This window comes from Kribbella sp. NPDC051587 (genome assembly GCF_044453945.1).
In the GTDB taxonomy this organism is placed as follows: domain Bacteria; phylum Actinomycetota; class Actinomycetes; order Propionibacteriales; family Kribbellaceae; genus Kribbella.
Genome location: NZ_JBITDE010000002.1, coordinates 1,122,043 through 1,147,607, shown reverse-complemented (window position 1 = coordinate 1,147,607; position 25,565 = coordinate 1,122,043). Strand labels below are relative to the sequence as shown.

25 protein-coding genes are annotated in these 25,565 nt (G+C 68.3%); 8 read left to right on the top strand and 17 right to left on the bottom strand.

Features of this window, described 5'->3' with window-relative positions; genetic code table 11:
• Positions 1 to 72: 72 nt before the first annotated feature.
• The 3 genes from ACIA49_RS11865 to ACIA49_RS11855 all read left to right on the top strand — a co-directional run bounded on the left by ACIA49_RS11865 (position 73) and on the right by ACIA49_RS11855 (position 1,956).
• Positions 73 to 768: a PadR family transcriptional regulator gene (locus ACIA49_RS11865; RefSeq protein ID WP_396377099.1), complete on the top strand. Its 696-nt coding sequence runs from the start codon at positions 73 to 75 to the stop codon at positions 766 to 768.
• On the top strand, positions 765 to 1,277 hold the full coding sequence (locus ACIA49_RS11860) for a DUF1707 domain-containing protein (RefSeq protein ID WP_396377098.1): 513 nt from the start codon (positions 765 to 767) through the stop codon (positions 1,275 to 1,277). The genes ACIA49_RS11865 and ACIA49_RS11860 overlap by 4 nt, the downstream gene beginning before the upstream one ends.
• A gap of 61 nt (positions 1,278 to 1,338) precedes the next feature.
• Positions 1,339 to 1,956: a dihydrofolate reductase family protein gene (locus ACIA49_RS11855; RefSeq protein WP_396377097.1), complete on the top strand. Its 618-nt coding sequence runs from the start codon at positions 1,339 to 1,341 to the stop codon at positions 1,954 to 1,956.
• A 1-nt stretch (position 1,957) separates the two neighbouring features.
• Here the strand turns inward: ACIA49_RS11855 and ACIA49_RS11850 are convergent, their stop codons facing one another.
• From ACIA49_RS11850 to ACIA49_RS11830, 5 genes are all read right to left on the bottom strand, one after another.
• Positions 1,958 to 3,007: a biotin/lipoate A/B protein ligase family protein gene (locus ACIA49_RS11850; RefSeq protein WP_396377189.1), complete on the bottom strand. Its 1,050-nt coding sequence runs from the start codon at positions 3,005 to 3,007 to the stop codon at positions 1,958 to 1,960.
• Between the two features lie 54 nt (positions 3,008 to 3,061).
• Entirely contained in the window at positions 3,062 to 3,643 is a 582-nt protein-coding gene (locus ACIA49_RS11845) for an adenylate kinase (protein WP_396377096.1), read from the bottom strand.
• A gap of 113 nt (positions 3,644 to 3,756) precedes the next feature.
• Positions 3,757 to 4,128, bottom strand: coding sequence for a YciI family protein (locus ACIA49_RS11840; RefSeq protein ID WP_396377095.1), 372 nt, complete (start codon positions 4,126 to 4,128; stop codon positions 3,757 to 3,759).
• A 9-nt stretch (positions 4,129 to 4,137) separates the two neighbouring features.
• Complete coding sequence (locus ACIA49_RS11835) at positions 4,138 to 5,010, bottom strand: hypothetical protein (RefSeq protein WP_396377094.1); 873 nt, start codon at positions 5,008 to 5,010, stop codon at positions 4,138 to 4,140.
• A 75-nt stretch (positions 5,011 to 5,085) separates the two neighbouring features.
• Positions 5,086 to 5,916 (bottom strand): SAM-dependent methyltransferase, encoded by an 831-nt coding sequence (locus tag ACIA49_RS11830; RefSeq protein ID WP_396377093.1) that lies wholly within the window; start codon positions 5,914 to 5,916, stop codon positions 5,086 to 5,088.
• 226 nt (positions 5,917 to 6,142) lie between these two features.
• Between ACIA49_RS11830 and ACIA49_RS11825 the strand changes: the two genes are divergently transcribed.
• On the top strand, positions 6,143 to 7,573 hold the full coding sequence (locus ACIA49_RS11825; protein ID WP_396377092.1) for a chondroitinase-B domain-containing protein: 1,431 nt from the start codon (positions 6,143 to 6,145) through the stop codon (positions 7,571 to 7,573).
• Positions 7,574 to 7,580: 7 nt separating this feature from the next.
• A complete protein-coding gene (locus ACIA49_RS11820; RefSeq protein WP_396377091.1) occupies positions 7,581 to 8,105 on the top strand; it encodes a dihydrofolate reductase family protein in 525 nt (174 codons plus the stop codon).
• Here the strand turns inward: ACIA49_RS11820 and ACIA49_RS11815 are convergent.
• A complete protein-coding gene (locus ACIA49_RS11815) occupies positions 8,082 to 8,387 on the bottom strand; it encodes a YciI family protein (RefSeq protein WP_396377090.1) in 306 nt (101 codons plus the stop codon). The two genes, ACIA49_RS11820 and ACIA49_RS11815, sit on opposite strands and share 24 nt — an antisense overlap.
• Positions 8,388 to 8,448: 61 nt before the next feature.
• On the opposite strand from ACIA49_RS11815, the gene ACIA49_RS11810 reads away from it, so the two are divergent.
• Positions 8,449 to 8,985: a GNAT family N-acetyltransferase gene (locus tag ACIA49_RS11810; protein ID WP_396377089.1), complete on the top strand. Its 537-nt coding sequence runs from the start codon at positions 8,449 to 8,451 to the stop codon at positions 8,983 to 8,985.
• Here the strand turns inward: ACIA49_RS11810 and ACIA49_RS11805 are convergent.
• The gene (locus tag ACIA49_RS11805) at positions 8,966 to 9,895 is read right to left on the bottom strand and encodes an SDR family oxidoreductase (RefSeq protein ID WP_396377088.1); all 930 of its coding nucleotides are present in this window, start codon (positions 9,893 to 9,895) and stop codon (positions 8,966 to 8,968) included. The two genes, ACIA49_RS11810 and ACIA49_RS11805, sit on opposite strands and share 20 nt — an antisense overlap.
• Positions 9,896 to 9,995: 100 nt before the next feature.
• Here ACIA49_RS11805 and ACIA49_RS11800 point away from each other — a divergent pair, with 100 nt between their 5' ends.
• The gene (locus ACIA49_RS11800) at positions 9,996 to 10,661 is read left to right on the top strand and encodes a TetR/AcrR family transcriptional regulator (RefSeq protein WP_396377087.1); all 666 of its coding nucleotides are present in this window, start codon (positions 9,996 to 9,998) and stop codon (positions 10,659 to 10,661) included.
• Between the two features lie 127 nt (positions 10,662 to 10,788).
• On the opposite strand, the gene ACIA49_RS11795 is transcribed toward ACIA49_RS11800, so the two are convergent.
• From ACIA49_RS11795 to ACIA49_RS11750, 10 genes are all read right to left on the bottom strand, one after another.
• A complete protein-coding gene (locus ACIA49_RS11795; RefSeq protein WP_396377086.1) occupies positions 10,789 to 11,628 on the bottom strand; it encodes an HAD family acid phosphatase in 840 nt (279 codons plus the stop codon).
• Positions 11,629 to 11,691: 63 nt separating this feature from the next.
• Positions 11,692 to 12,180, bottom strand: coding sequence for a GNAT family N-acetyltransferase (locus ACIA49_RS11790; protein WP_396377085.1), 489 nt, complete (start codon positions 12,178 to 12,180; stop codon positions 11,692 to 11,694).
• A gap of 10 nt (positions 12,181 to 12,190) precedes the next feature.
• On the bottom strand, positions 12,191 to 15,796 hold the full coding sequence (metH, locus tag ACIA49_RS11785; protein WP_396377084.1) for a methionine synthase: 3,606 nt from the start codon (positions 15,794 to 15,796) through the stop codon (positions 12,191 to 12,193).
• A gap of 185 nt (positions 15,797 to 15,981) precedes the next feature.
• Complete coding sequence (locus ACIA49_RS11780) at positions 15,982 to 17,610, bottom strand: phospholipase C (protein ID WP_396377083.1); 1,629 nt, start codon at positions 17,608 to 17,610, stop codon at positions 15,982 to 15,984.
• A gap of 23 nt (positions 17,611 to 17,633) precedes the next feature.
• Positions 17,634 to 18,839 carry an iron uptake transporter deferrochelatase/peroxidase subunit gene (gene efeB, locus ACIA49_RS11775; protein WP_396377082.1) on the bottom strand — a complete coding sequence of 402 codons (1,206 nt, stop codon included), beginning with the start codon at positions 18,837 to 18,839 and terminating at the stop codon, positions 17,634 to 17,636.
• On the bottom strand, positions 18,836 to 19,957 hold the full coding sequence (locus ACIA49_RS11770; RefSeq protein WP_396377081.1) for an EfeM/EfeO family lipoprotein: 1,122 nt from the start codon (positions 19,955 to 19,957) through the stop codon (positions 18,836 to 18,838). Before ACIA49_RS11770 ends, efeB begins: the two co-directional genes overlap by 4 nt.
• A 160-nt stretch (positions 19,958 to 20,117) precedes the next feature.
• Positions 20,118 to 20,651 carry a TetR family transcriptional regulator gene (locus tag ACIA49_RS11765; protein WP_396377080.1) on the bottom strand — a complete coding sequence of 178 codons (534 nt, stop codon included), beginning with the start codon at positions 20,649 to 20,651 and terminating at the stop codon, positions 20,118 to 20,120.
• Entirely contained in the window at positions 20,648 to 22,024 is a 1,377-nt protein-coding gene (locus ACIA49_RS11760) for an MFS transporter (RefSeq protein WP_396377079.1), read from the bottom strand. Before ACIA49_RS11760 ends, ACIA49_RS11765 begins: the two co-directional genes overlap by 4 nt.
• Positions 22,025 to 22,340: 316 nt before the next feature.
• Positions 22,341 to 23,987, bottom strand: a complete 1,647-nt coding sequence (locus tag ACIA49_RS11755; protein ID WP_396377078.1) for a trypsin-like peptidase domain-containing protein — start codon at positions 23,985 to 23,987, stop codon at positions 22,341 to 22,343.
• An 82-nt stretch (positions 23,988 to 24,069) separates the two neighbouring features.
• The gene (locus ACIA49_RS11750) at positions 24,070 to 24,627 is read right to left on the bottom strand and encodes a TetR family transcriptional regulator (RefSeq protein ID WP_396377077.1); all 558 of its coding nucleotides are present in this window, start codon (positions 24,625 to 24,627) and stop codon (positions 24,070 to 24,072) included.
• 95 nt (positions 24,628 to 24,722) lie between these two features.
• On the opposite strand from ACIA49_RS11750, the gene ACIA49_RS11745 reads away from it, so the two are divergent.
• Positions 24,723 to 25,553, top strand: a complete 831-nt coding sequence (locus tag ACIA49_RS11745) for an oxidoreductase (protein ID WP_396377076.1) — start codon at positions 24,723 to 24,725, stop codon at positions 25,551 to 25,553.
• Positions 25,554 to 25,565 lie beyond the last annotated feature (12 nt).

Here is a 25,565-nt window from a genome sequence, read left to right as displayed (position 1 = left end):
TCAGAGGGGTTGGGTACCGATCGTTCGCGATATATCGTCGAACTATCGCAAACCTGAGGAGTGGTGGTTCGGATGACGGGATCGGCATACGCGGCCGGCTGGCCCTGGGCCGGCGCGGAGCGCAACTGTGACGAATTCTTCGAGAATCTCAAGCGTGAACTGCAGACCGCGCTGAACGGCCGGCGCGGGCACCGTGGGCACCAGGGGTTCGGTGGCGGCGGCGGGCCGTGGGGCGGCATGTTCGGCGGACCGCCGTTCGGGCCGCCGTGGGCCGGACAGGGACCGCGGTTCCGCGGGCCGAAGGCGCGGCGTGGTGACGTCCGGGCCGCGATCCTCGCCGTACTGGCCGAGCAGCCGATGAACGGCTACCAGATCATCCAGGAGATCGCCGAGCGCAGCGGCGGCGCGTGGAAGCCGAGCCCTGGCTCGATCTACCCGACCCTGCAGCAGCTCGAGGACGAGGGCCTGGTGACGGCCGACGCCGAGACCGGCCGCCGGACGTTCACGCTCACCGACGATGGCCGCACGTACGTCGCGGAGCACGCCGAGGAGGTCGCCGCGCCTTGGGAGGCGATGACCGCGCCGACGGAGTCCGACGACAACGGGTTGAAGCCGATGCTCGGCCAGGTCGCCACGGCGATGTGGCAGGTCATGTCGACCGGAACGCCGGAGCAGCAGGCCCAGGCCAAGGATGCGGTCGCCGACCTGCGGCGGAAGCTCTACGGCATCCTTGCCGACGACCAGCCCGCGGACGACGACCGCTCATGAGCACGCCCCAGTGGCAGGGCCCCGAGTGGTACGACGTCGTCGGGCGCAACCGGCCGCTGCGATCGGTGCGGACCGGTCGCGAGGACCGCGACGAGCCGAGCAACCGGTCCGCGCGTCGCAAGGTGCGGATCGGTGACTCCGAGCGCGACCGCGCGGTGGAGGCGCTCGGCGAGCACTTCGTCGCCGGGCGGCTGACGCAGGACGAGTTCGAGGAACGCAGCGAGACGGCGACGAGGGCCCGGTACGTCGACGAACTCGAGCCGCTGTTCGAGGATCTCCCGGTGGCGAACGAGCTGCAACTGGCTCGCGGCCGGCATCCCCAGCAGTTCGTCCGGCCGTCGCCGTTGCTCCTGCTGATGCCGTTCCTGATGATCGGCCTGGTCGCCACCTCGATCGCGCTGACCGCGCCCTGGCTGTTGTGGGGCGTGTTCTGGGTGGCGATCTTCAGCGGCATGCACCGCCGCCGGCACCATCACCACCGACGTCCGGGCGGAACTTTTCCCGCCTGATGTCAAAGTGTTCGTGACCGCTCCGACCGAGGGGTGAAAACACCTTCGGAAGGAGCAGGTCATGAGCAAGGTACGGGTCGCGAACTTCACGGTCAGCCTCGACGGTTACGGGTCCGGCGTGAACCAGCGGCTGGACGCGCCGTTCGGGGACCGCGCGGGCAATCTCCACGAATGGATGGAGATCGCGATGGCGGACCGCGAGAACGGCGTGGCCAACCCGGCGGTCGACCAGCTCGACCGCTTCAAGGACGGCGTCGGCGCGACCATCATGGGCCGGAACATGTTCAGCCCGCTGCGCGGTGAGTGGGCCGACGAGTCCTGGCGCGGCTACTGGGGTGACAACCCGCCGTACCACCACGCCACCTTCGTCCTCACCCACCACAAGCGCCCCGATCTGGTGATGGAGGGCGGTACGACGTTCCGCTTCACCGACGAACCGATCGACGTGGTGCTCGACCGGGCCCGCGAGGTCGCCAACGGCCTGGACGTCGTCATCGCGGGCGGCGCGTCGACGGTGCGCCAGTATCTGCGGGCCGGGCTGATCGACGAGATCGACTTGTTCGTGGCACCGGTCATCACCGGCGCCGGCGAGCGAATCTTCGATCAGGGCCTGCAGGAGTTCACCGTGGAGTCGGCGACCGCCGTACCGAAAGGGACCTTGTTCAAGCTGCGCCGCTGATTCACGGGACTCGCTGGAGCCATTCGTCGGTGCCGAACTTCGTTGCCACCAACGCCTCGGCGCGAGCGACGGTCTCGGCATCGATGGTGCCGTCGGTGAGACCGTAGCGGCTGTTGAAGGATGCGGCCATCCGGTCGATCACGTCGCTGCGGTCGAGGCCGGTCTGACTGCGCAGCGGGTCGACGCGTTTGTTGGCACTCGTCGTGCCCTTGTCGGACAGCTTCTCGCGGCCGATCCGCAGTACCTGCAGCATTTTCGTGGCGTCCATGTCGTACGCCATCGTGACGTGATGCAGTACGGCGCCGCCCGCGAACCGCTTCTGCGCGGCGCCCGCGATCTTGCCCGCGGGCGAGGTGATGTCGTTGATCGGCTGGTACGTCGCGGCGATGCCGAGGTCGTTGAGCGCGCCGATCACCCAGTCGTCGAGGAAGGCATAGGACTCGACGAACGAGAGCCCGGACACCAGCGACTCGGGGACGTAGAGCGAGTAGGTGATCGTGTTCCCCGGTTCGACGAACATCGCGCCACCGCCGGAGATCCGCCGTACGACGGTGACGTCGTTGCGCGCCGCACCCTCAAGGTCGACCTCATTGGCGAGCGACTGGAAGCTGCCGATGATCACCGCGTTGCGGTCCCACTCCCACACGCGCAGCGTCGGCGGCCGCTCCCCCGAACCCACCTGCTCGGTCAGCACCTCGTCGAGCGCCATCTGCAACGCAGGCTCACGCGGTACGTCGTGCACGAACTGCCACGCGTGGTCATGCCACCCGGTCGCGCCGGTCAGCGCGCGCCGTACGGCGACCGCCACCGCCTCGGGCGAGAACCCCACCATCTCCACGCCGTCACCCAGCACGCCTCGCACCCTCGCAGCCACCTGAGCCGCAGGCGTCACCACAGGCAGCCCAGCGAGAGCTCCGTTGATCCGCTCCAGCGCGTCATCCGGCTCAAGGAAGAAGTCCCCACTCACCTGCGCACTCCGGACGTGGTCCCCCACCACCTCCAGGTCCGCGACGACCAACTTCCCACCCGGCACCTTGTACTCACCATGCATATCCGTCACAACCCGCCCGCCGGGGAAGTTGTTCCGGCGCTGACGTCGAGTGGCTCAGCCGGCTGGCGTGAAGGTGTAGGTGATCTCGAGGATCCGCTCGCGGACCTGCTCGATGTCGCCGTTGCCGTCGATCTCGTGCACGAGGCCGCGACCGCCGTACAGGGTGACGAGCGGGACGGTCTGCTCGGCATACACCTCGAGGCGGGTCCGGATGACGTCTTCGGAGTCGTCGGACCGGCCCTGGATCTGCGCCCGGCGGAGCAGCCGCTGCACGAGCGACTCCCGGTCGACGCGGAGCACGATGACCGCGGTCAGGTCGCGACCCTGCGCGGCGAGCAGGTCGTCGAGTACGGCGGCCTGGTCGAGAGTCCGCGGATACCCGTCGAGCAGGAAGCCGGAGCGGGCGTCCTCCTCGGCCAACCGCTCGCGGACCATCGCATTGGTCACCTCGTCCGGGACGTAGGCCCCGGAGTCGACGTACTGCTGCACGGTTCGGCCGAGCTCGCTCCCGGCCGCCAGATGCGCGCGGAAGATATCGCCGGTGGAGATCGCCGGGACGGCGACCTGGTCGGCCAGCATCCCGGCATGGGTGCCCTTGCCGGCACCGGGCGGGCCCATCAAGACGACAGTCGTCACTGTGCCGCCTCCTGACTCTCGGTAAGTTGGACCACTTTAGGGGAGTCAGGCGCGTTGCGGTACGGCGTACGTCACGTCCGCCCGGGTGCCGGAACGGGAATGAGATCAGTGGCTCACATTGTTGACCTGAGCTCGATCGTGTCGCCCGGGCTCGCGAACGTCTCGGCGATCTCCTCGGCGCGCTCCTGGGACGCGACGTCGAGCAGGAAGAACCCGGCCAGGTGCTCCTTCGCCTCGGCGTACGGGCCGTCGGTGGTGACCCGGCGGCCACCCTCCAGCCGGTAGACCTTGGCGTCGGCCGCCGGGCCGAGCGCCTGCCCGGAGATCAGCTCGCCGGACGCGGACAGCTCGGTCAGCCGCTCCTCGAACTCCTTGTTCATCGCCTCCCGCTCGGCGACCGGGGTCGCCCGGCCCTCCTCGGTGAAGTCGAAGGTCGGGTGGCCCCACGGCTGCGGGTTGGAGTGGATCAGGATCAGGTACTTCACGGCATCCTCCTAGGTTGCTTTGCCCGCGACGTCGGAGTCGCCGATCAGCCCTCGACATTCTGGGCGAAGAATTTTCGCGAGCCCGGGCACCTCGGCCGCGCGGCGCGCCACCCCGGCCAGCAGATCGGCCACCTGAACCCGCGGATCCTGCCGCGAATCGACCTGCCGGAGCCCGGCCAGCGGCGGCGGAGCCGGTACGACGGCCGCCGCGAGGTAGCGGGCCAGCCGGGCGACGCGGTGCCGGGTCAAAGCACTCTGCTCGTCGTGGACGATCGCGACCGACCGCTCCCCCGCACTCCAGTACAACGCTGTCTCGGCCAGCGCCGGGACCAGCGGCTCCAGCGGCGGTGGGATCGCCGGATCGTCCTCGATCAGCCGGAGCAGCGTCTCCTCGACCCGGCTCCGCGGCAGCTCGATCGGCAACAGGGCGAAGAACCGGTCGATGGCGTCATGATCGAGCATCCGCAACCGCTTCGTCCGGGTCAGCACCAGGAACGACTCCAGGAGCTCGGTCCGCGATCGTAGTACGTCGACGCTCGCGCCGAAATCGCGGCCGAGCCGGGTCCCATCGCCGTACGAGGGCTCGCCGGTGAACAGCTCGAGCACCCGGGTCGCGACGTACAGGCGCTTGTCGATCACATGCACGTGCGCCCGCCCGTCGAGCGCGGCCAGGAACCGCCCGAGCGCCGGCCGCTGCTCGGGTCGCAGCAGCCGGTTCGACTTGTACTCACTGGTGGTCCGCGAGCCGACGCTCGTCATCACCTCCGCCGCCTCCACGACACTGAGGTCAACGGACGCATGCGTGATGACCGGCGCGGCCGGGTCGAGCAGGTTACTCCCGGAGAACCCGGATTCGTCACAAGCGATCTCAAGCTCAGGCATCGCGGCCTTGCGATCAGTCAGCGGACAGGCGTGTGCCCATCATCGATCGGTGCCGGCGGCAGCACCACCGAATAACTACGGCTTGCGGGCGAGGGCGCCGATGACGAGGCGGGCGGCGCCGGTGGGGCTGAGGGTGGTTTGTTCGCCGGCGGGCCACCAGTGGGCCAGGTCGGTGATGCCGGGGTCGAGGATCTCGAGGCCGGTCAGGGCCTCGGTGATCTCCTCGGTGGTGCGGAAGCGCAGGCGCGGGAAGTACTCGCGGAACTTGGCCTCGATCGACGTAGCGAAGCCGGCCAGCCGGCTGGCGTCGTTGGGGTTCATCGGGTGCGTGATCGCGACGAAGGAACCCGAGGGCAGCGGGGCCAGGTAGGCGTTGAGGAGCTGTTCCAGCTGGTCGTTGTCGGCGAGCGTGTGCAGGACCAGCCCGAAGATCAGCCCGACCGGCTTCTCGAAGTCGAGGGCGTCGACCACGGCCGGGTGCTCGAGCACCATCGCCGGATCGAGGATGTCGGCGGCGGCGAAGAACGCGCTGCGATCGTCGGCCAGCAGGGCCTGACCGTGCGAGATCGCGGTCACGTCGTTGTCGACGTAGACCGTCCGGGCCCGCGGATTCGCCGCCAGTACGACGTCGTGCAGGTTGCGCTCCGACGGTAGTCCCGAACCCAGATCGAGGAACTGGGCGACCTTGGCGTCGGTCATCCGGCCGATCGCGGTCGCGATCCAGCGCCGGTTCTCCGTGGCCAGCTGCGGAATCTCCGGTGCCACCTTGAGCAGCTCGGCGAAGACCTGCCGGTCGATCTCGAAGTTGTTCTTGCCGCCGAGCATCAGGTCGTAGATGCGCGCGTCGGACGGGCGGTGCAGATCGAGCTCAGGCCCGATCCGGCGCGTGACGTTACCCTCCGGCATCGCCCCGACCACCTCACTCCACATCCGAAAAGCAAGCTTTCGCAGAGGCTACCGCGCACCCGGTCCGCGCTCCCACACGGGGCGCGGCGCGGAACTCCGCCCCCGAATCTTCCGCCCCGCGGGAGATTCCGGCAACCCCGGCGGTAAGCGCTTGCCAGCGATTGGTGAGCACCCGCAGACTGAGCGCCACCTTCCGGTCCACCGCCCCGATTCCCCGGAGAACCCCATGCCACCACTCGGCCGCCGTACCTTCCTGACCGCCGCCCTCGCGACCTCCGCCACCCTCGCCGGTACCAGCTCGGCCCGCGCCAGCACTCGGGCCGTCCAGGTCCGCACCGTCGACGAACTCCGCCGCGCCGTCGCGGCCGCCCAGCCCGGCGACGAGATCGTGCTCGCCAACGGCACCTACAACGTCACCGGCAGCCAAGGCATCCCGATCACGGGCCGCCACGGTACGGCGTCCGCCCCGATCACCGTGCGGGCCGCGACGACCGGCGGCGCGACACTGACCGGGGACCGCGGGTTCGTCCTGGCCGACTCGACGTACGTCGTACTGAGCGGTTTCAAGCTGCGGCAGCGGACGACCTTCGACATCCCGACCACCTGCAAGAACATCCGGATCAGCCGCAACGACATCCAGATCGCCGATCTCGAGGGCGTGAACTACGTGCTCGCCCGCGGCGACAACACGGTGATCGAGCGCAACCACTTCCACCACAAGTCCACGCTCGGCGTCTTCCTCGCCGTCGAGGGCCCCGGCTCGGCGGGGATGGCCCGCGGCGTCCAGATCGTCCGGAACTACTTCTCCGACCACACCTTCGGCGGCGACAACGGCGGCGAACCGATCCGGCTCGGTCTCAGCGGCCGCTCGCTGAGCGACGCGGGCGCGATCGTCGAGGAGAACCTGTTCGAGCGCGCGAACGGTGACCCGGAGGCGATCTCGGTCAAGTCGACGGGAAACTTCATCCGCTACAACACCGTCCGCTCGAGCCTCGGCGGCATCGTCCTGCGGCACGGCAACAAGTCCCGGGTCGAGGGCAACTTCCTCCTTGCCGGGAGCAACGGAATCCGGATCTACGGCAACGATCATCTGATCGTGAACAACTATGCCGAGCGGATCAGCGGCTCCGGCATCGTCCTCGGCAGTGGCAGCGTCCGCGACCACAAGCCGGAGGATTCGGCCGAGAGCCGCAAGGGCAACGACGCACCGGACCGCGTGACGATCGCGCTCAACACCGTGCTCTCCTCCGGTACGGCGATCAGTGGCGAATCGCAGCGCACCCTGCCCCCACTCGGCTGCACGATCGCCGACAACCTGCTCGTCGGCGACTCCGGCCAACTGGTCTCGATGCCCTTCCAGCAAGGCATCACCTGGTCGGGCAACCTGCTCTGGGGCGCGGCCGGCAACGGCAACATCCCCTCCGCCGGCTTCACCCGCAAGGATCCCAAGCTCGCTGCCGGGTCCGACGGCGTACGGCGTCTTGGTACCGGCAGCCCGGCCATCGACGCCGCGAGCCGTACGTACCCCACCGTGACCCAGGACCTCGACGGTCACGCCCGCTCCGGTCGCGCCGATGTCGGTGCGGACGAATACAGCACTGCCACCCCGGTACGACGTCCGCTACTGCCGGCCGACGTCGGTCCCGCCTCGCGATGAGAACACGATGGCAAAGCTGCTGTACTCGGTGACGATGTCGGCCGACGGCTTCATCACCGGACCGAACGGCGACATGCAGTGGATGCGGCCCTACCTCACGGCAATCCCTGAGGTCGACGAGCTGATCCCGCGGGTTGGGTCGATCCTGGTCGGCCGCCGTTCGCACGACGGCGACGATCCGCACCAGGGCGACGAGGGCGAGGGCAAGGCGTTCGGCGGCGGCTGGGAGGGACCGCACTTCGTGGTCACCCACCGATTGCCACCGACGCCCGAGCCAGGCGTCACGTACATCGATCAGTTGCCGAAGGCAATCGCTGCGGCCAAGGAGGCGGCCGGGGACAAGTACGTGAACATCATCGGCGCCGACATCGCCCGGCAGTGCCTCGCGGCCGGTGCGGTCGACGAGATGCTGCTGATCGTCGCCCCGGTCTTCCTCGGTGACGGCACCCGCGTGTTCGAGGAGCCCGGCGGCCGGACGATCCGGCTCCGGCCACACCCCGGCAGCACCCTACGGTTCGACGTACTGCGATAGGGCCTGGCGCATCACCGCGCGGATCTCGACGTACCGGCCGTCGGTGCAGGCGTCCGGCAGCAGCCGGGCCAGCTCGACGGCACGGTCCTGATCCTCGACGTCGATCACGTAGTACGCGTCGATGCGTCCGGGACCAGCCCGATCGGGCACGGTCACGGTGAGCTGCTGGTGCGCCAGCAGCTCACCCCCGATCAGTTCGCCGGCCTCGCGGGCGGTCTGCTCGAAGGTGGATCTGCGCAGGTCGGCGCGGGTTTCACCATGCAGGATCAACAGGAATCTCATCGGCACGCTCCTCTCATGAATTCAGACGGAGCCGCCGGTCGTGGTTTGACATGATGACGGAATGTTCGTGCAGACCGAGCGGCTGACCCTGCGCCGTTTCATCCCCGCCGACGCCACCGCCTTCGAGGCGTACCGATCAGATCCGGACGTCGCTCGCTACCAGGGCTGGGAAGCGCCGATCCCCGACCCGCTCGGCGATGTGACCCGGTACGGCGAGGGCGATCCGGACGCCGCCGGCTGGTTCCAGTACGCCGCCGACCTGGACGGCGTACTGATCGGGGACCTCGGGCTCAACCTGCACGAGAACCTGATGCAGGCCGACCTCGGGTTCACGCTCGCACCGGCGTACCAGGGCAAGGGCTACGCGACCGAGGCGGTGCGCGGTCTGCTCGATCACCTGTTCACCGTGAAGAAGCTGCACAAGGTGTCGGCCGAGTGCGACGCCCGCAACACCGCCTCGGCGCGACTGCTCGAACGCGTCGGCTTCCAGCGCGAGGGCCTGCGCCGATCGCACACCTGGATCAAGGGCGAGTGGACCGACGACCTCCTGTACGGCGTCCTGCGCAGCGACTACCTGGTCACGCCACCTGCGAAGTAACGGTCACGCCGGTGAGGGATTCGGCGGCGGACCAGAGCCGGGCGGCGTCCGACTCGTTGCGGGCGCGCTTGGGCTGGTTGGTGAGTTTGGTGGGGCCGACCAGACCGAAGGTGCCGGAGGGGCCGTAGTAGGCGCCGTGCTGAGCCGCGGGGTCAGTGGCGGCGTACAGGAGCGGCTCGGTGCCTTCGGCAACTTCCTGGGACGGTAGCAGGCGACCGAGGACGCGATTGACGAGCGGCTCGCGGTTGCTCCCCTTGCCGAGGGAGGCGCCGGCGGTCTGCAGGTTGGTGTTGGTGAAGCCGGGGTGCGCGGCGACGGCGAGCAGGTTCCAGCCGCGATCGGTCGCGAGCGCGGCGAGGTGGTTGCTCATCATCAGGTCGGCGAGCTTGGACTGGGCGTACGCCATTCCGGCGCTGTAGCGCTGCTCCCAGTTCAGGTCATCGAAGTTGATCCGGCCGAAGTTCGCCGTACCGCTGCTCATCGTGACGACGCGCGGCGCGGGAGCCGCCAGCAGCAGCGGCAGCAACCGCACGGTCAACGCGAACGGGCCGAGGAAGTTCGAGCCGAACTGCAGCTCGAAACCGTCGGCGGTGGCGAAGCGCTCCGGCGGGTGCATCACGCCGGCGTTGTTGATCAGGAGGTCGAGGTGCGGTTCGGCGGCGGCCAGGCCCTTGGCGAACTCCTGGACCGAGGCCAGGTCGGCTAGGTCGAGGCGGCGGATCTCGAGCTGAGCACCGGGCACCTCGGCCAGGATCTCGGCGCGGGCGGCCTCGCCCTTGGCGACGGTGCGGACCGCCATCACGACGCGAGCACCGGCCGCGGCCAGGCGCTTGGTGGCCTCCTTGCCGGTACCGCTGTTGGCGCCGGTGACGACGGCGAGCTTGCCGGTCTGGTCGGGAACGACGTACATGAGGGGCCTCCGAGATAAAAGACTGTTGGTCTGTTACGTTCCCGACGTTATCAGACCGCTGGTCCGATAACAACAGACCGACGGTCTGTAGACTGTGAGCGTGACCACCTTCCAGCGCGCCCGCAACGAGGAGCAGCGCGCGGTCCGGCGTCAGGCGATCCTGGCCACGGCCGCGGAGATGCTGACCGAGATGCCGGTCAGCGACGTCAGCCTGAACGAGCTGAGCCGCCGCGTCGGCCTGGCCAAGTCGAACGTGCTCAAGTACTTCGAGTCCCGCGAGGCCGTGCTGCTGGAGCTGTCCGGGAGCGAACTGGCGGCCTGGGTGGACGATCTGGCCGCCGGGGTCGCGAAGCTGCCGGCGGACGCGCCGCTGGCCGAGCGCGCCGGACTCCTGGTCGACGTGATGGTCGGCAGCCTCTGCGCCCGGCCGGTGCTCTGCGACCTGATCAGTACGCAGGCCTCAGTGCTGGAGCGCAACATCTCGGCCGAGACGGCGCTCGCCTTCAAGCGCGGCGCGGGGGTCAGCTACACGCGGATGATCGAGATCGTCACGATCGCGCTGCCGGAGATCGGCCGCGAGGGCGCGATGCGCTTCATTCCCCCAGCCAGTCTGCTGGCCGGAGCGGTCTGGACGCACGCCCATCCCACCCCGGCCCTGCTCGCCGCGTTCGACGCGGACCCCGCCCTCGCGCCGCTACGGATGGAGTTCGAGCCGGCCCTGCGCGACCAGCTCACCACCCTCCTCACCGGCGTCCTCCCCCGCTAACGTCCGAAAACGCGGAGACGGGCCCTCCGATCCTTCGGACGTTACGAACCCCTCGTGGCTAACGTCCGAAAAACCGGAGACGGGCCCTCCGGTCTTTCGGACGTTGGGGATTCGGGCGGGTCGGCGCTCAGGGCAGGTAGTAGTTCGGGTTCGGGAGCTTGAAGGTGCGATCGGCGTAGCCGCCCTTGAGGTCGGAGTACTGGTCGCCGAAGTTCGCGACGATGTCGTAGCCGAGCGACTCGATGTGCGCGCGGGTGGCCGACTTGTAGTGGATCGTCGTACAGGCGCCGTTCGGGTCGGCGGCACACGCCGTCTTCAGGTACGCCGGGTAGTCCGCGAGCGCGGGCTTGGTGAACAGGCCGTCCTCGCCGTTCGGCAGGCTGGTCGGCTTCGGGTAGCCGGCGTCGACGCCGATCCCGTCAGCCGTCAGGTTGCCCAGCGTCGCCTGCTCCTGCGCGGCACCCCGACCGGTCAGGAAGAAGATCGCGTAGCCCTCGCGCTCGGCCGTCTTCACCAGGTCCACCATGCCCGGTACGGCGGGGAACTTCTGCCCCAGCACGAAGTCCGCGTTGGTGGTCGGGTTGTACGCCCAGTTGCTCGCGATCTCGTAGTTCCACGTGGCCAGCGAGGTGTCGTCCACGTCGAGCAGGATCGCTTTGGTCTTGCGGGAGTGGTGCGGGACCGCGAGCGCACGCTTGCCCGCCTGGGCCACCGAGGTCGCCTCGCGCGCATAGTTGCTGTTGGCACCGAATGTGCCGGTCCCGAGCGGATCACCGTAGTAGTTCCGCAGTTGCTGCCGCAGGACGTCGATGTTGGTGACATCGCGCTCCTTGTGCGGCGTCGACGTCTGAATGGCAGGCTGCTGCGTCGCCACCCCCGCCGAGTACGCGACCCCACCGACCACCGATGTCAGCGCGAGCGCCGCGATACCGGTGACAACCGACCGCCGCGAGATGCGGATACCCATGATGACCTCTCCCAGAACGAGTGTTGCTTGCTCCAGCAACCTAAACCCGTCGGAGCCGAGAAGTCAGCTGTCAGATGTCACGGCTTTGACGTAGCGGTGACATGGCACTGGCAGAGTGCCACGCTCGACTGACGCTGGGTAGTCGAAGCGGCCGGTGTCGGCCCAGCCGCAGCGCTCGTAGAAGCGACGGGCTCGCGCGTTGCCGGCGACGACAGCCAGCCACGCTTCGTCGTGACCGTTGGCCGCGACCTGCCGTTCAGCCTCAGTCAGCAGTACGCCGGCGACGCCCGACCCACGGTGGTCGCTGGAGACGTAGACCTGCTCGACCTCGTCGTCGACGACCATCACGAAGCCGGCGATGTCGTCGCCCACGACCGCGACCGTGGCGTCGCCGATGCGGTCCGCGGCGCGCGTCCAGAAGGACTCCTTGGTGCGGATGGCGACCAGGTCCTCGGGGACGTGACCGAGATGACCGTCAGCCCAGCCGACGTACCAGATGGACGCGATGGCGTCGGAGTCGGCAGCTACGGCTGGGCGCACGGTCACGGTCATGCCGGTCAGGCTAGCTCGGTTCGTAGGCCAAGTTCGGGCGGAGCCAGCGCTCAATTTCCTCGACGGTCTCGCCGCGGCGGGCGGCGTAGTCCTCGATCTGGTCCTTGCCCAGGCGGCCGACACTGAAGTAGCGCGCGGCCGGGTTCTGGAAGATCAGACCGGAGACCGCGGCCGCCGGTGTCATCGCGAATGACTCGGTCAGCGCCAGGCCGAGCTTGTCCGCCTCGAGCAGGTCGAACAGCTCCCGCTTCTCGCTGTGGTCCGGGCTGGCCGGATACCCGAGGGCCGGCCGGATCCCGCGGAACCGCTCCGCGTGCAGATCTTCGAGCAACGGCTCGGCATCCGGCTCGAACCAGGCCTTCCGTGCCTCCAGGTGGATCCACTCGGCGAACGCCTCGGCGAGCCGGTCCGCCAACGCCTTCACCATGATCGCGCGGTAGTCGTCGTTCTTCGCCTCGTACGCCGCGGCGAGCTTCTCGGCACCGTGGATCGCCACCCCGAAACCACCGAGGTAGTCGTCAGCGGGCGCCACGTAGTCGGCCAGGCAGCGGTTGTGCCGGCCGGCCGGTTTCTCGGTCTGCTGGCGCAGCATCGGGAACGAGAGGTCCGTCCCGTCCAGCAGGATGTCGTCACCCTCGCTGTGCGCCGGCCAGAAACCGTAGGCTCCCTCGGCCTGGAAGGAGCCGTTGGCAACGATCTCGTCGAGCAGCGTCTGCGCGTCGTCGAAGAGCTCCCGGGCCACCGGCTGCTCCAGGATCGCCGGGTACTTCCCCTTCAATTCCCAAGCCAGGAAGAGGAACTGCCAGTCGACCATCGCGCGCAACGTCTCGATGCTCGGCGAGACCCGGCGCAGTCCGGTGAACGTCGGTACCGGCGGCGTACCGTGCTCGACCGGCTCGAAGTTCGCCCGCGCCTGCTCAACGGTCAGCAGTGGTGCGCGCTGCTTGTTGGCGTGCTGCTCGCGCAGCCGCTCCTGGTCGGCAGCGTTGCTGATGGCAAGCGCTTCGGCGCGGTCGTCGTCCAGCAGATCCGACACCACGCCGACCACGCGGGACGCATCGAGCACGTGCACAGTGGTTTTCTCGTACGCCGGTGCGATGCGAACCGCGGTGTGTTGCTTCGAGGTGGTCGCGCCACCGATCAGCAGCGGCAGCTTGAGTCCGCGGCGCTGCATCTCACTCGCGACGGCGACCATCTCGTCCAGCGACGGCGTGATCAGACCGGACAGCCCGACCGCATCGGCGCCCTCGGCGATCGCCGTGTCGAGGATCTTTGCCGCCGGCACCATCACGCCGAGGTCGATCACCTCGTAGTTGTTGCAGCCGAGCACCACGCCGACGATGTTCTTGCCGATGTCGTGGACGTCGCCCTTGACCGTCGCCAGCACGACCTTGCCCTGGCCGCGGACGGCCTCGGCGCGGCCCTCCTGCCGGGCGAGCTCTTTCTCGGCCTCCATGAACGGCTCGAGGTAGGCGACCGAGCGCTTCATCACGCGCGCGCTCTTCACCACCTGCGGAAGGAACATCTTGCCGGCGCCGAACAGGTCGCCGACCACCTTCATGCCGTCCATCAGCGGGCCCTCGATCACCTCGAGCGGCCGCGGCAGCTTCTGCCGGCACTCCTCGGTGTCGGCCTCGATGAAGTCGACGATGCCGTGCACGAGCGCGTGCGACAGCCGCGACTCGACCGTGCCCTCGCGCCAGGTCAGGTCGACCTCGCGCTGGGTGCCCTTGCCCTTCACGTTCTCGGCGAACGCGACCAGCCGGTCGGTGGCGTCCTCGCGGCGGTTGAAGATGACGTCCTCGACCAGCTCCAGCAGGTCCTTCGGGATGTTCTCGTAGACCGCCAACTGGCCGGCGTTCACGATGCCCATGTCCAGGCCGACCTTGCCCGCGTGGTACAGGAACGACGAGTGCATCGCCTCGCGGACGATGTCGTTGCCCCTGAACGAGAACGACAGGTTCGAGATCCCGCCGCTGATGTGGACGCCGGGACAGCGGTCCTTGATCAAAGGCAAAGCGTCGATGAAGTTCAGCGCATAGCCGTTGTGCTCGGACATACCGGTCGCGACGGCCAGCACGTTCGGGTCGAAGATGATGTCCTCGGCCGGGAACCCGATCCCGGTCAGCAGGTCGTAGGCGCGGCCGCAGATCGCGACCTTGCGCTCGACGGTGTCGGCCTGGCCCTGCTCGTCGAACGCCATCACGACGGCACCGGCGCCGTACGACATGATCTTCCGGGCGCGCTCGAGGAACTCCTCCTCGCCCTCCTTCAGGCTGATCGAGTTCACGACGCCCTTGCCCTGCACGCATTTCAGGCCGGCCTCGAGCACGGTCCACTTCGAGCTGTCGATCATGATCGGGATCCGGGCCACCTCGGGCTCGGTCGCGATCAGGTTCAGGAACGTGGTCATCGCCTGCTCGGAGTCCAGCAGATCGGCGTCCATGTTGACGTCCAGCAGGTTGGCGCCACCGCGCACCTGCTCCAGCGCCACGTCGACCGCGGCCTGGTGGTTGTCGCCCTCGATCAGCCGGCGGAACCGCGCCGAGCCGGTCACGTTGGTCCGCTCACCGATCATCACGAAGCCGGTGTCCGCGCCGATCTTGAACGGCTCCAGCCCGGAGAAGCGAGTGGTGTGATCAGTCGGTACGACGGGCCGCGGCGGCAGGCCCTTCACCGCGGTCGCGATCCGGTTGATGTGAGCCGGCGTCGTACCGCAACAGCCGCCGACGATGTTGACCAGGCCGGACTCCGCGAACTCGTGCAGCATCCCCGCGGTCTGGTCGGGAGTCTCGTCGTACCCACCGAAGGCGTTCGGCAGGCCGGCGTTCGGGTGCGAGGCGACGAAGGTGTCGGAGAAGCGGGCCAGGTCGGCCACATGCGGACGCATCTCGGCCGCGCCGAGTGAGCAGTTCACGCCGACCACAAGCGGCTTGGCGTGCTCGACCGAGCTCCAGAACGCCTCGACGGTCTGCCCGGACAGCGTCCGGCCGCTCAGGTCGACGATCGTCACGGAGATCCACAGCGGCAGCTGCGGCGCGACCTCCTGCGCGGCGGCGATCGCGGCCTTGCAGTTCAGGGTGTCGAAGATGGTCTCGATCAGCAGCAGGTCGACGCCACCCTCGGCGAGCGCGGCGATCTGTTCGGCGTACGCCGCCTTGACCTGCTCGAACGTCACCGCCCGGTACGACGGGTCCTCGACCTTCGGGGACAGCGACAGGGTCACGTTCAGCGGGCCGATCGACCCGGCGACGAAGCGGCCGCCGAACTCGTCGGCGGCCTGGCGGGCCAACTGGGCACCGCGCACGTTCATCTCGCGAACGTAGGCCTCCATGCCGTAGTCAGCCTGGCCGATGCTCGTCGCGGTGAAGGTGTTCGTGGTGGTGATGTCGGCGCCGGCCGCCAGGTACTGCCGGTGGACGTCGAGAATGACGTCCTCGCGGGTCAGGTTCAGCAGGTCCGGGTCACCGGTGAGGTCGTGGGTGTGGTTGCGGAACCGGTCGCCCGTGTAGTCCTCCGGACTCAGCTTGGCGCCCTGCAACATCGTGCCCCAGGCACCGTCAAGCACCGCTACCCGCTCAGACAGCAATTCGCGTAGTTGAGCTTCCGCCGACATCCGTCGCGCCACCTCCAGATTTGCTCCGGAGGCGCCCTTGCAACAGTGCCCCCACTGCTGAGGCCCAGTCGAGCGTGGCGGACCGTGACGGTCCGTTGCAGCGCCTCTCGAGCTGGTCACATCATGTTAGTGGGGGCACCGCCGATTTCCAGCGTCATTGTCCAGAATCTGAGATGTCTGTTCAGTTAGTGAACGACCGCTCCGGTCTTCGGGTCCAGGATCAGCTGCTGCTTGCTCGGCCGCTGCCAGAAGTCGAACATCCCGTTCAGGCTGCCGGCCCGCTGGTCGAACGAGTGGTCCCCGATCCGGCCGGTCCGCCAGTTGTCCTCGATGAACTTCAGCACCGAGGTCTGCTCGGTCAGCGTGTGATCGACGTGGTTCGTCTTCGCGTACGGCGAGATCACCAGCAGCGGCAGCCGCGGACCGTACCCACACCGGTCGGCGTACCCGCCGGCCACCGGCGCGTGACCGCAGAGCTTCGGGTCGTCGAGCGCGGCGTCCTTGGAGCCGTTCACGACCGGCGACTTCACGTGGTCGTACCAGCCGTCCGAGTCGTCATAAGCCAGGACGACGGCGGTCGACGACCACTCCTTGGACTTCTGCAGCTGGTTGATCTCCTTGACCACGAAGGCCTGCTCGTCCAGCGGGTCCGAGTAGCCGGCGTGCGCGTCCTGGTACGAGCCGGCCTTCAGGAAGCTGACCGCCGGCAGGTTGTTCGCCGCCAGTGCCGCGTCGAAGTCCGTGGTGTCGTACTGGTGGTTGGCCTGGTCCGTGCGGCCGATCGCGCTCACCGACGACGGCGGCAGGTGCTGCGGGTTGGCCGTGGACTTGTAGTACATGAACGGCTCGTGGTGCGGGCTGTAGTCCTGGACCGCGATTCCGCCGACGTTCGGGTGCGTCGCGCCGCAGACGGCCTTGCCGTTCGCCGTACCGGTCGGCTTGAAACCGCCCTGGAACCAGCCCCAGGTGACGTGCTGCTTGTTCAGCAGGTCGCCGATGTTCTGCCCGTGCAGTACGGCGAGGTTGTTGGACGCCTTGCCGTTGTTGTTCGAGCAGTCGTCGTAGTACGGGTCCGGGTCGTTCGTCATGGTGCCGATCCCGTTCGCGTCCGGCGACTGGACGGCGTACGCGTCCGTCGTCGGCTTGCCGGTCTTCGGGTCGACGGCCTGGACGCCGTGGGTCTGCCCGGAGATCAGGTTGATCGCTCCCGGGGTGGACGGGCCGTAGACGGTGTCGAACGAGTGGTCGTTGAGCGCGTAGTGCTGCGCGTAGTTCCACATCGCGGTGACGGTGTTGCCGTCGTAGTAGTCCATCACCAGACCGGGTTCACCGAACAGCACCGGCTGACCGGTGCACTTGTCGGTCTCGGTGTTCTCGACGAACTTGTCCATCTTGCCGCCGTTGACGGCCTTCTGCTCCGGCCCGTAGGCGTGGTTCTGGTCGCAGGTCAGCGCCTGCGACGGCGCCAGCCGCTTGGGGTTGTAGGCGTTCGGGTTCGCGAGCAACAGCTTCTTGCTCAGGCCGTTCACCTTCGGCGTGTGCCGGCTGGCGACGAACTTCGTCCCGTTCTCGTTGGTCGCGTACGGGTAGGTGCCGAAGTAGTGGTCGAACGAGATGTTCTCGCCGAAGATCACCACCACGTGCTTGATCGGCGTACTCGTCGGGACCGGCCGGTTCCAGGCGGCGGCTTCGGCCACCGAGTAGGTTGCGGCGGAGTTGCTCAGCTGATGGGTGTCGCCGGAGCATCCGGCGGCAAGCACCAAGCCCGACGCGGCCACGGCCGCCGTGGCCGCCACCCGAAGTCTTGTGCGCATTGCCATTTCTCCTCTTGAGTGGATCATCCGAGCAACGACCGCCCGAGGTGGTCGTTGCTGTCCCGTACACCGGGAAGCACAAAGAAGTAGCCGCCGCCGACCGGCCGGATGTAGTCGACGAGGGGCTCGTCGATCAGCCGGGTCTGCACGGCCTCGAACTGCCGGACGACGTCCTGCTGGTAGCAGCAGAACAGCAGTCCCAGATCCAGGTCACCGACCGCGTCGGTGCCCTTGTCGTAGTTGTAGCCACGGCGCAGGAACTGGCTCGCCGCGGTCTGCTCGGTCCGCGGGTTGGCCAAGCGGATGTGGCTGGTCAGCGGGATCGCCCCGCCGGTCGGATCGTCGGGATAGTTCGGGGTGTCGAACTCGGCGGTGCCGTCCAGCGGTGCACCAGAGTCGCGGCGCCGGCCGAACATGTTCTCCTGCTCGCCGACCGACACCCGGTCCCAGAACTCGATCAGCATCCGGATCTGCCGCAGTACCTGATAGCTGCCGCCCTCGGTCCACGCGGGCTCGCCGCCGCCCTGACCGACCCAGACGAGCTTGTCGTGATCGTCCAGCGCGGGCTTGACGGTGCCGTCCTTGAAACCCATCAGGTTGCGCGGCGTACCGGTCGGCCGCGGCGGACTCAGGAAGCCGTCGAGCCGCCAGCGCAACTGCATCGCGCCACGCGTGTGCCGGGCGATGTCCCGGAGCGCGTGCAGCACGGTGTCGGTCTCGGTCGCGCACAGCTGCAGGCTCAGGTCTCCGTGGCACAGGCTCGTGTCCAGGCTGTCGTTCGGGAACTCCGTCATCGGCTTCAGCTTGGCCGGCTTGCGATCCTTCAGCCCGTACCGATCGTCGAACAGCGACGACCCGACGCCGACCGTGACGGTCAGGTCGTCCCCAGGCATGTCAGGCCCCAGTACGCCGGAATCGGCCGGCGGCGCGGTGATCCCCAGCGGCGGCAGAGCACCGCCTGTGGTGAGCAGACGGGCCCGGTCGGTCAGGGTCTTGAACAGGTCGGTCAGCTCAGCCTTGTTCGCCGCGATCACGTCGAAGGACGCGAAGATCGCCTGCTTCTGCTGATCCGTGGTGATGCCCGCCTGGTGAATCCCGTGGAACGGCACCGACGGCGTGGTCGCTGCCTCGGCCGTGGCTTCGCTGGCCGTGATCGCGCCCGCCACGGCGGCCGCGCCGGCCCCGGCCAGTGCGCCGCGAAGGAAGGACCTGCGGCCGACGTCGCTCACGAGCTTCTCCGTACTTCGCAGATCGCCGCCACCGGAGCGAGTTTCTCGAGCAGTTCGCCGACCGCGCCGTTGAGCTGCTGGCGGGTGTGCTGATCCAGCTTGTCGACCGGGGTGGTCCTGTGCGCGGCGAGCAGGGTGCGGGTCCGCGCTTCCCACTTCTGTACGTCGGCCAGCTCCGGGTACCGCGGTTTCAGGACCGGGTCCAGGATCGCCAGGACCTTCGCCGTACCGTCCAAGTTGGCCAGCGCGGTCGCGAGCGACGTACCGCTGCCTTGGTCGTTCTCACCGGTCAGCTCGAACTGGAGCGCGTTCTCCATGATCTCGTGGGCGCGCAGTCCGAGGTCGTTCGGATCGACCTGCTCGTTGGGCAGATCCTTCTGCAGGCCGCGTACGTCGACGACGAGCTGGGCCGCGATCGGCTTCAGTGAGGCCGCGGACGCGTTGTGCCACAGGCCCTTCTCCAGCGGGTGGAATCCACCCGATCCGTCGATCTTGTCCGCGAAGTCGCCGAACGCGTCGTACGCGGCACCGAGCGAGTTGTAGGTCAGGTGCGCCGCCAGCCAGTCGTTGCGGGCGGCAACAAGATTACCGGTGTCGATGTCGGACCGCAGCTTCTCGGTCTTGACGATCAGGTCGGCGACTCCGGACGCCACCGCGGCCTCGTACTGCTTCACCAGCGGGAGCATCTCGTTCTTGGTCACGGCTGTTGCGGCCGGTCCGCCCGGTGCGTCACCCGTGATCGTCACGGCCGGTCCGGTGATCACGCTGGTGTCTTCGATCAGGCAGCGGATCGCGTACTTGCCGGCGCCGAGTTGGACATCCATCGGCGCCATCGTGTTCGGGCCGAGGCCCTCGACCTCGCCGTACACCTTGTTGCTGCCGAGCTCGACCAGATCGACCTCGGCGGACGCATCGCCGGTGTTGTGCAGGATCAGCTGCTGCCGCCCGGTCTGCGCGCCACTCCAGCCCTGGCCGCACTGGCTGCGCGAGACGGTGATCTCCTGTGACGAGCTGGTCGCAGCCGCAGTGTCTTCCCACGGCCGCCAGACCGCCACCGCCACGGCTGCACCGACCACGGCCAGTACGACGGCCGCGGGGAACGGGCGGGGAATCGGCACGACAGGGCGCTCCAGTGCGTTGGCATTTGTATTCGCCGCCGATATTAACCCCCGGATCGGGGCCGGTGGGTGCTGTTCGGCCTGTCGTCACACACTGTTCGCCCGAGCCGAGCCCTAACGTCCGAAGGTTCCGAGCACGTGGTCGGCGTGTTTTCGGACGCTAGTGGATCAGGGCTTGGATCCCCGGTGAGTAGAGGTCGACGATCCGCTCGGCTTCGGCGCTGGCGGCCGGGCCGGTGCGCTCGATCGCCATCGCGGCGCTGAGGCCGAGCAACTGCGCGGTGATCAGCTCCGCCCGGAGGTCGGCGTCCGGACCGCTCAGGCGGTCGGTGAACGCGCGGGTCACCTGGTCGCGGAAATGCTCGCGGATCAGGGCGCGTTCGTCACCGCCGCCGGCCGCGAAGACCACGCGGAGTAGCAGGTCCAGACCGTTGTCCCGGCGATAGGTGACCAGGGTCCGGACGATGTGGGCGCCGAGCTCTGCATCCGGTGCATCGAGCAACAATTCGGCCGCCTCGCTGAAGTCCGCGACCCGCTCGAAGAGCGCTTCCTTGCTGCCGAAGTGCTTCACGATCAGGGCCGCGCTCACGTTCGCCTCGCCCGCGATCCCACGCAACGTGACCGCGGCGTACGGCTGCAGCGCGAAAGCACGCCGGGCGGCGCGGAGGATCGCCGTACGGCCTGGGTCGATCATGACGCCGCCGCCGACTTGCGGGCCGGGATCAGGAAGACGAGCCCGGCCGCGACCGCCGCGGCCACGCCGGCGATCGCGAACACGATCAGGTACGCCGACAGGGCCGGAGCGACCCGTCCGCCGTCCGTCACGGTCACGGAGGTGAGTACGGTCGCGACGATCGTGCTGCAGATCGCCGTACCGACTGTGCGCATCAGGGTGTTGAGGCCGTTGGCCGCCGCCGTCTCGGTCACGGGCACAGCATGCATGATCAAGGCCGGGAGTGCCGAATACGCGATCGCCGTACCGGCTGCCACCACGGTCGCGCCGACCACGATTCCGGCGATCGAATGACTGGTGAACAGGCGGACGACGTACCCGACGGCCATCAGGACCGAAGCGATCGCGAGGCTGAAGCGGGGACCACGCGCGGCCGAAATTCGGCCGGATACCGGCGAAAGCAGCACCATCGCGACCCCGCCCGGCAGCAGGCAGAGGCCGCTGACGACGATCGATGCCCCAAGCCCGTATCCGGTCCAGGTCGGCTCCTGCACGAGTTGCGCGGTCGACAACGAGTTCGCGTAGAAGGCGAAGCCGATCAGCAGTGCACTGAGGTTGGTGAACAGGACCGCGGGACGCACCGAGACGCGGAGGTCGACGAGTGGGCTGACGGTTTTGAGTTCGTACCAGACCCACAGCGGTACGACTGCTACCGCGGCGACCGAGAGCGCGATCGTCGGGCCGGCGCCCCACTCGCGGGCCTTCGAGACCGCGAGCAGCAGGCAGACGAGGAAGGCCGCGAGGCCGAGCGCACCCAGCACGTCGAAGCGGCCGCTGGTCCGCACGACCGACTCGGGGACGACCAGGACCACGAGGATGATGTCGAGCACGCCCAGGCCGACACAGATCCAGAACATCGTGTGCCAGTTGAAGTACTCGACCACGAGAGTCGCGGCCGGGATGCCGAACGCGGCGCCGACACCAAGGGTCGAGCTCATCAACGCGATCGCGGGGATCACTCTCCGCGCCGGCAGCTCGTCGCGCAGGATGCTGATGCCCAGCGGAACGACGGCCACCGCGGCCCCCTGGAACGCGCGACCGACGATCAGCACGGGGAGCGCGGAACTCATCGCGCAGAACAGCGACCCGATCACCATCGAGCCGAGCGCGATCAACAGCACCCGACGCTTCCCGTACATGTCCCCCGCCCGGCCGAGCAGCGGCGTGAACACCGCGCCGGTCAGCAGCGTCACCGTCAGCAACCAACTGACATCAGCCGCCGGACTCCCCGTGATCCCCGGCATCAGTGGCAGCAACGGCACCACAATCGTCTGACTGACCGAAACCAGTACGCCACAAGACCCCAGAACCGCCAATACCGCCCGCGCCCTCACCCCACCACAGTAAACGCCCGTTCACCACCCCGCTCCCACCTCGAGCACCCACCAACCACTTCCAAGCGCCCCCACCGGCCGAACCGTGCCCAAAGTCACCCCTCACCACCCACGATCACGCCACCGCTCCTTATGCACCCCCTCGCACCTTGTGCACCCACCAACCACTTCGACGACCCACTCGTGGTTGAACGGTGCTCAAGGTGGGTGGGGACGTGAAACGGGCCCGGGGCGCCTGGGGGAGGAGGTGGCGCGCCGGGCCCGGTGGGGTCCGCTGGAGCGAGGGGGTGACGCTGCGGCGGACCCGGTTCGGGGATCAGCGGACGGGGCCGGTGATCAGTTCGATGGTGGCTTTGTGTGACTGGCCCTGCTGGTCGGTCCAGACGACCTCGACCTTGTCGCCGGGGTGGTGCTGGTCGAGCAGCTGGGACAGGGTGTCCGCGTCGGTGACCGGCTTGCCGTCGAAGGAGGTGATGACGTCACCTGCGGTGATGCCGGCCTCGTCGGCCTTGCCCTGCGGGATCACGTCCTGGATCGCCGCGCCCTGGACGCCGGCGTTCGGGACGATGGAGACGCCCAGCAGCGGGTCGGCCCCGATGTGGATGTCCGCGGTCTCCTGGCCGGACTGGATCTGCTTGGCGATGTCCATCGCCTCGTTGATCGGGATCGCGTAGCCCTGCGGGCCGGCGCTCTGACCTTGTCCCTGACCGCCCTGGCCCTGACCACCCTGGCCTTGGCCACCTTGACCTTGACCTTGACCGCCGTACGGGTCTTGCGGGAAGCCCTGGCCGTCGCCGTAGCCGGGCGGGAAGCCGTCGCCGTCAGCGGCGAGGTGCAGGTTGGAGTTGGCGCCGCCGGCCGCCGTCTGACCCGGGTACTGACCGCCACCGCTGCCACCATTGTTCCCGGCAGTGTCCATGCCGACGACCTCACCGTTGGCGTTCGCGAGCGGTCCACCGGACTGGCCGGCCTGGATGTTCGCGTCGGTCTGCAGGAGGTTCTTCAGGTTCTCCGGGTCCTGGCCGTTCTGGTCGGTCGCGGTGATCGCCTGGTCCAGCGCAGTGATCTTGCCGGCCGCGTAGGTCGGCGTACCGCCCTTGCCGCCCGCGTTGCCGATACCGACCACCTGGTCGCCGACCTTCACGTTGTCGGAGTCACCGATCTTCGCGGTCTGCAGCCCGGACGCGTCCTTCAGCTTCAGTACGGCGATGTCGTGGTTCTCGTCGTACCCGACGACCGTGGCCACGTACGTCTTGCCGTTGCCCACGTCGGTCACGCTGATCGACGTCGCGCCCTCGATGACGTGGTGGTTGGTCAGGATCACGCCGTCCGAGGTGAGCACGATGCCGGTACCGGCGGCCTTGGCGTTCTCCAGGCCGAGCACGGTGTTGATGTTCACCAGCCCGGGCGACACCTTCGACGCGACCGCGGCCGGGTCGAACTGCGACTGCGACAACTGCGAACCCTGCGGGTTGCCCACGTGCTGATCGATGCCCCAGGCAACCGATCCGGCGACCAGGAGGGCCGCGATGCTCATCGCACCGGCGGCGAGCAGCCGGCGCTTCTTGCGCTTCGGCGGCTCGACCGGTCCGGAACCGATGACCTGGCCGGGCACCGGCGGGTAGCCGCCACCACCGTGCCAGCCGCCGTACGGGGCTGGGACCTGAGCCTGCTGCGGGTGCTGCATCGGCTGCGGGTAGTGCGGTCCCTGCTGCGGCGCCTGTCCCTGAACAGGTGCCCCCGGCAACTGCCAGCCCGGGTTCTGCCAGCCCTGGTTGTGCACCGGCTGGTTCGGGGCCGGGTGGTTCGGGATCGGCTGCTGGTACTGCGGTCCGGGCGGCAGCGGGATCGCCTGCTTCGGTCCCTCCTGTGCCTGCGGGCCGTTCCACTCGGGGCTCGGGCCCTGGCCTGGCTGGGGTCCCTCTGCCTGCTGGTCGTCCTGCTGTCCTGCACCGTCACTCATCGCCGTTGCCCTCCTCAGCCCAGTTCCTTCTGGTACGAGTAGAGCTCGCGGATCTGAGAACAGTCTCGGGTCAACCAATGAATCAGCTGAGAATCTTCTCCACCGCACTGACCACGGCCCGCCGCCGCACTGCCCGGCTCGGCGCCGCGGCGCCGTACTCGGGCGTCATCGACGACCAACTGGTCGCGATCGCCTGGATCAGCGACAGCAGGCTGACCGAAGAGAACTGCTTCGGGACGGTACGCCGGCGCTGCGCGCGATCGAGCTCGTCGAGCCGGCTCTGGTTCACCGCGATGATCGCCTCGAGCGGCTCACCGTCCGGCCGCTCCAACCGGTACCAGCTGGTCAGCCGAAGCCGCGCCGGGTTGTCCTCGAAATAGTCGAACAGCCGGCCGGCATACGCAGGCAGATCCGTGGTGTCGAAGCCGACCAACGCCAGATACTCCTCGACGGAGGCACTGAACACCGCGTCGAACAGCCCGTCCTTGTTGCCGAAATACGCGTAGAGCATGGCTTTGTTGCAGCCGGCCACTTCGGCGATCCGCTGCACCCGCGCCCCGGCGATCCCGCGCTCGGCGAACTCCTCAGTGGCCGCGGCCAGGATCTTGCTCCGGGTCCGGTCGGCGTTCCGCTGCTGCATGCCTCTCAGCATACAACCAACCGGTTGGTTGTTTTCTGCGAGCCGGCGTGCTTATCTGGAGATGTATCCAACCGTTTGGTTAGTTAGGACCGACAATGAGCAAGGTGTGGTTGATCACCGGGAGTTCCCGCGGCCTCGGACGCGCACTGGCCGAGGCGGTGCTGTCCGCCGGCGACCGAGTCGTCGCGACGGCGCGGACGCCGGAACAGCTCGCCGACCTGGTCACGAAGTACGGCGATCAGGTGCGAGCAGTGGCGTTGGACGTCACGAACGCGGAGGCCGCGCGGGCCGCCGTACAGACTGCTCTGGACGAGTTCGGCGCACTCGACGTGGTGGCGAACAACGCCGGGTATGCGAACAGCGCTCCGATCGAGGAGACACCGGACGACGACTTCCGCGCCCAGGTGGAGACCAACCTCTTCGGCGTGGTGAACGTGACCAAGGCCGCGCTACCGGTCTTCCGGGAGCAGCGGCGCGGCCACTTCTTGCAGTTCTCGTCGATCGGCGGCCGAGTCGGCGGGACGCCGGGCATGGGCGCCTACCAGACCGCGAAGTTCGCTGTCGAAGGCTTCTCCGAGGTGCTGAACAACGAGGTCAAGCCCTTCGGCGTCAAGGTGACCATCGTCGAGCCCGGCGCTTTCCGCACCGACTGGGGCGGCTCCTCGATGACCATCTCCCCCACCCACCCCGACTACGACGAAACCGTCGGCGCCATGAACCGCTTCCGCGTCGAGGCGGACGGCAAACAGGCCGGCGACCCCACGAAGGCCGCCCAGGCAATCCTCCAGGTGGTCGCAGCAGACGAGCCGCCACTTCGACTCCTGCTCGGCACCGACGCCCTCACCCGCGCCGAGCAGGGTGCCAAGGACCGAGCCGTCGAAACCACCGCCTGGGCCCACCTCTCCACCTCAACCGACTTCAACTGAGGGCGGGCCCAG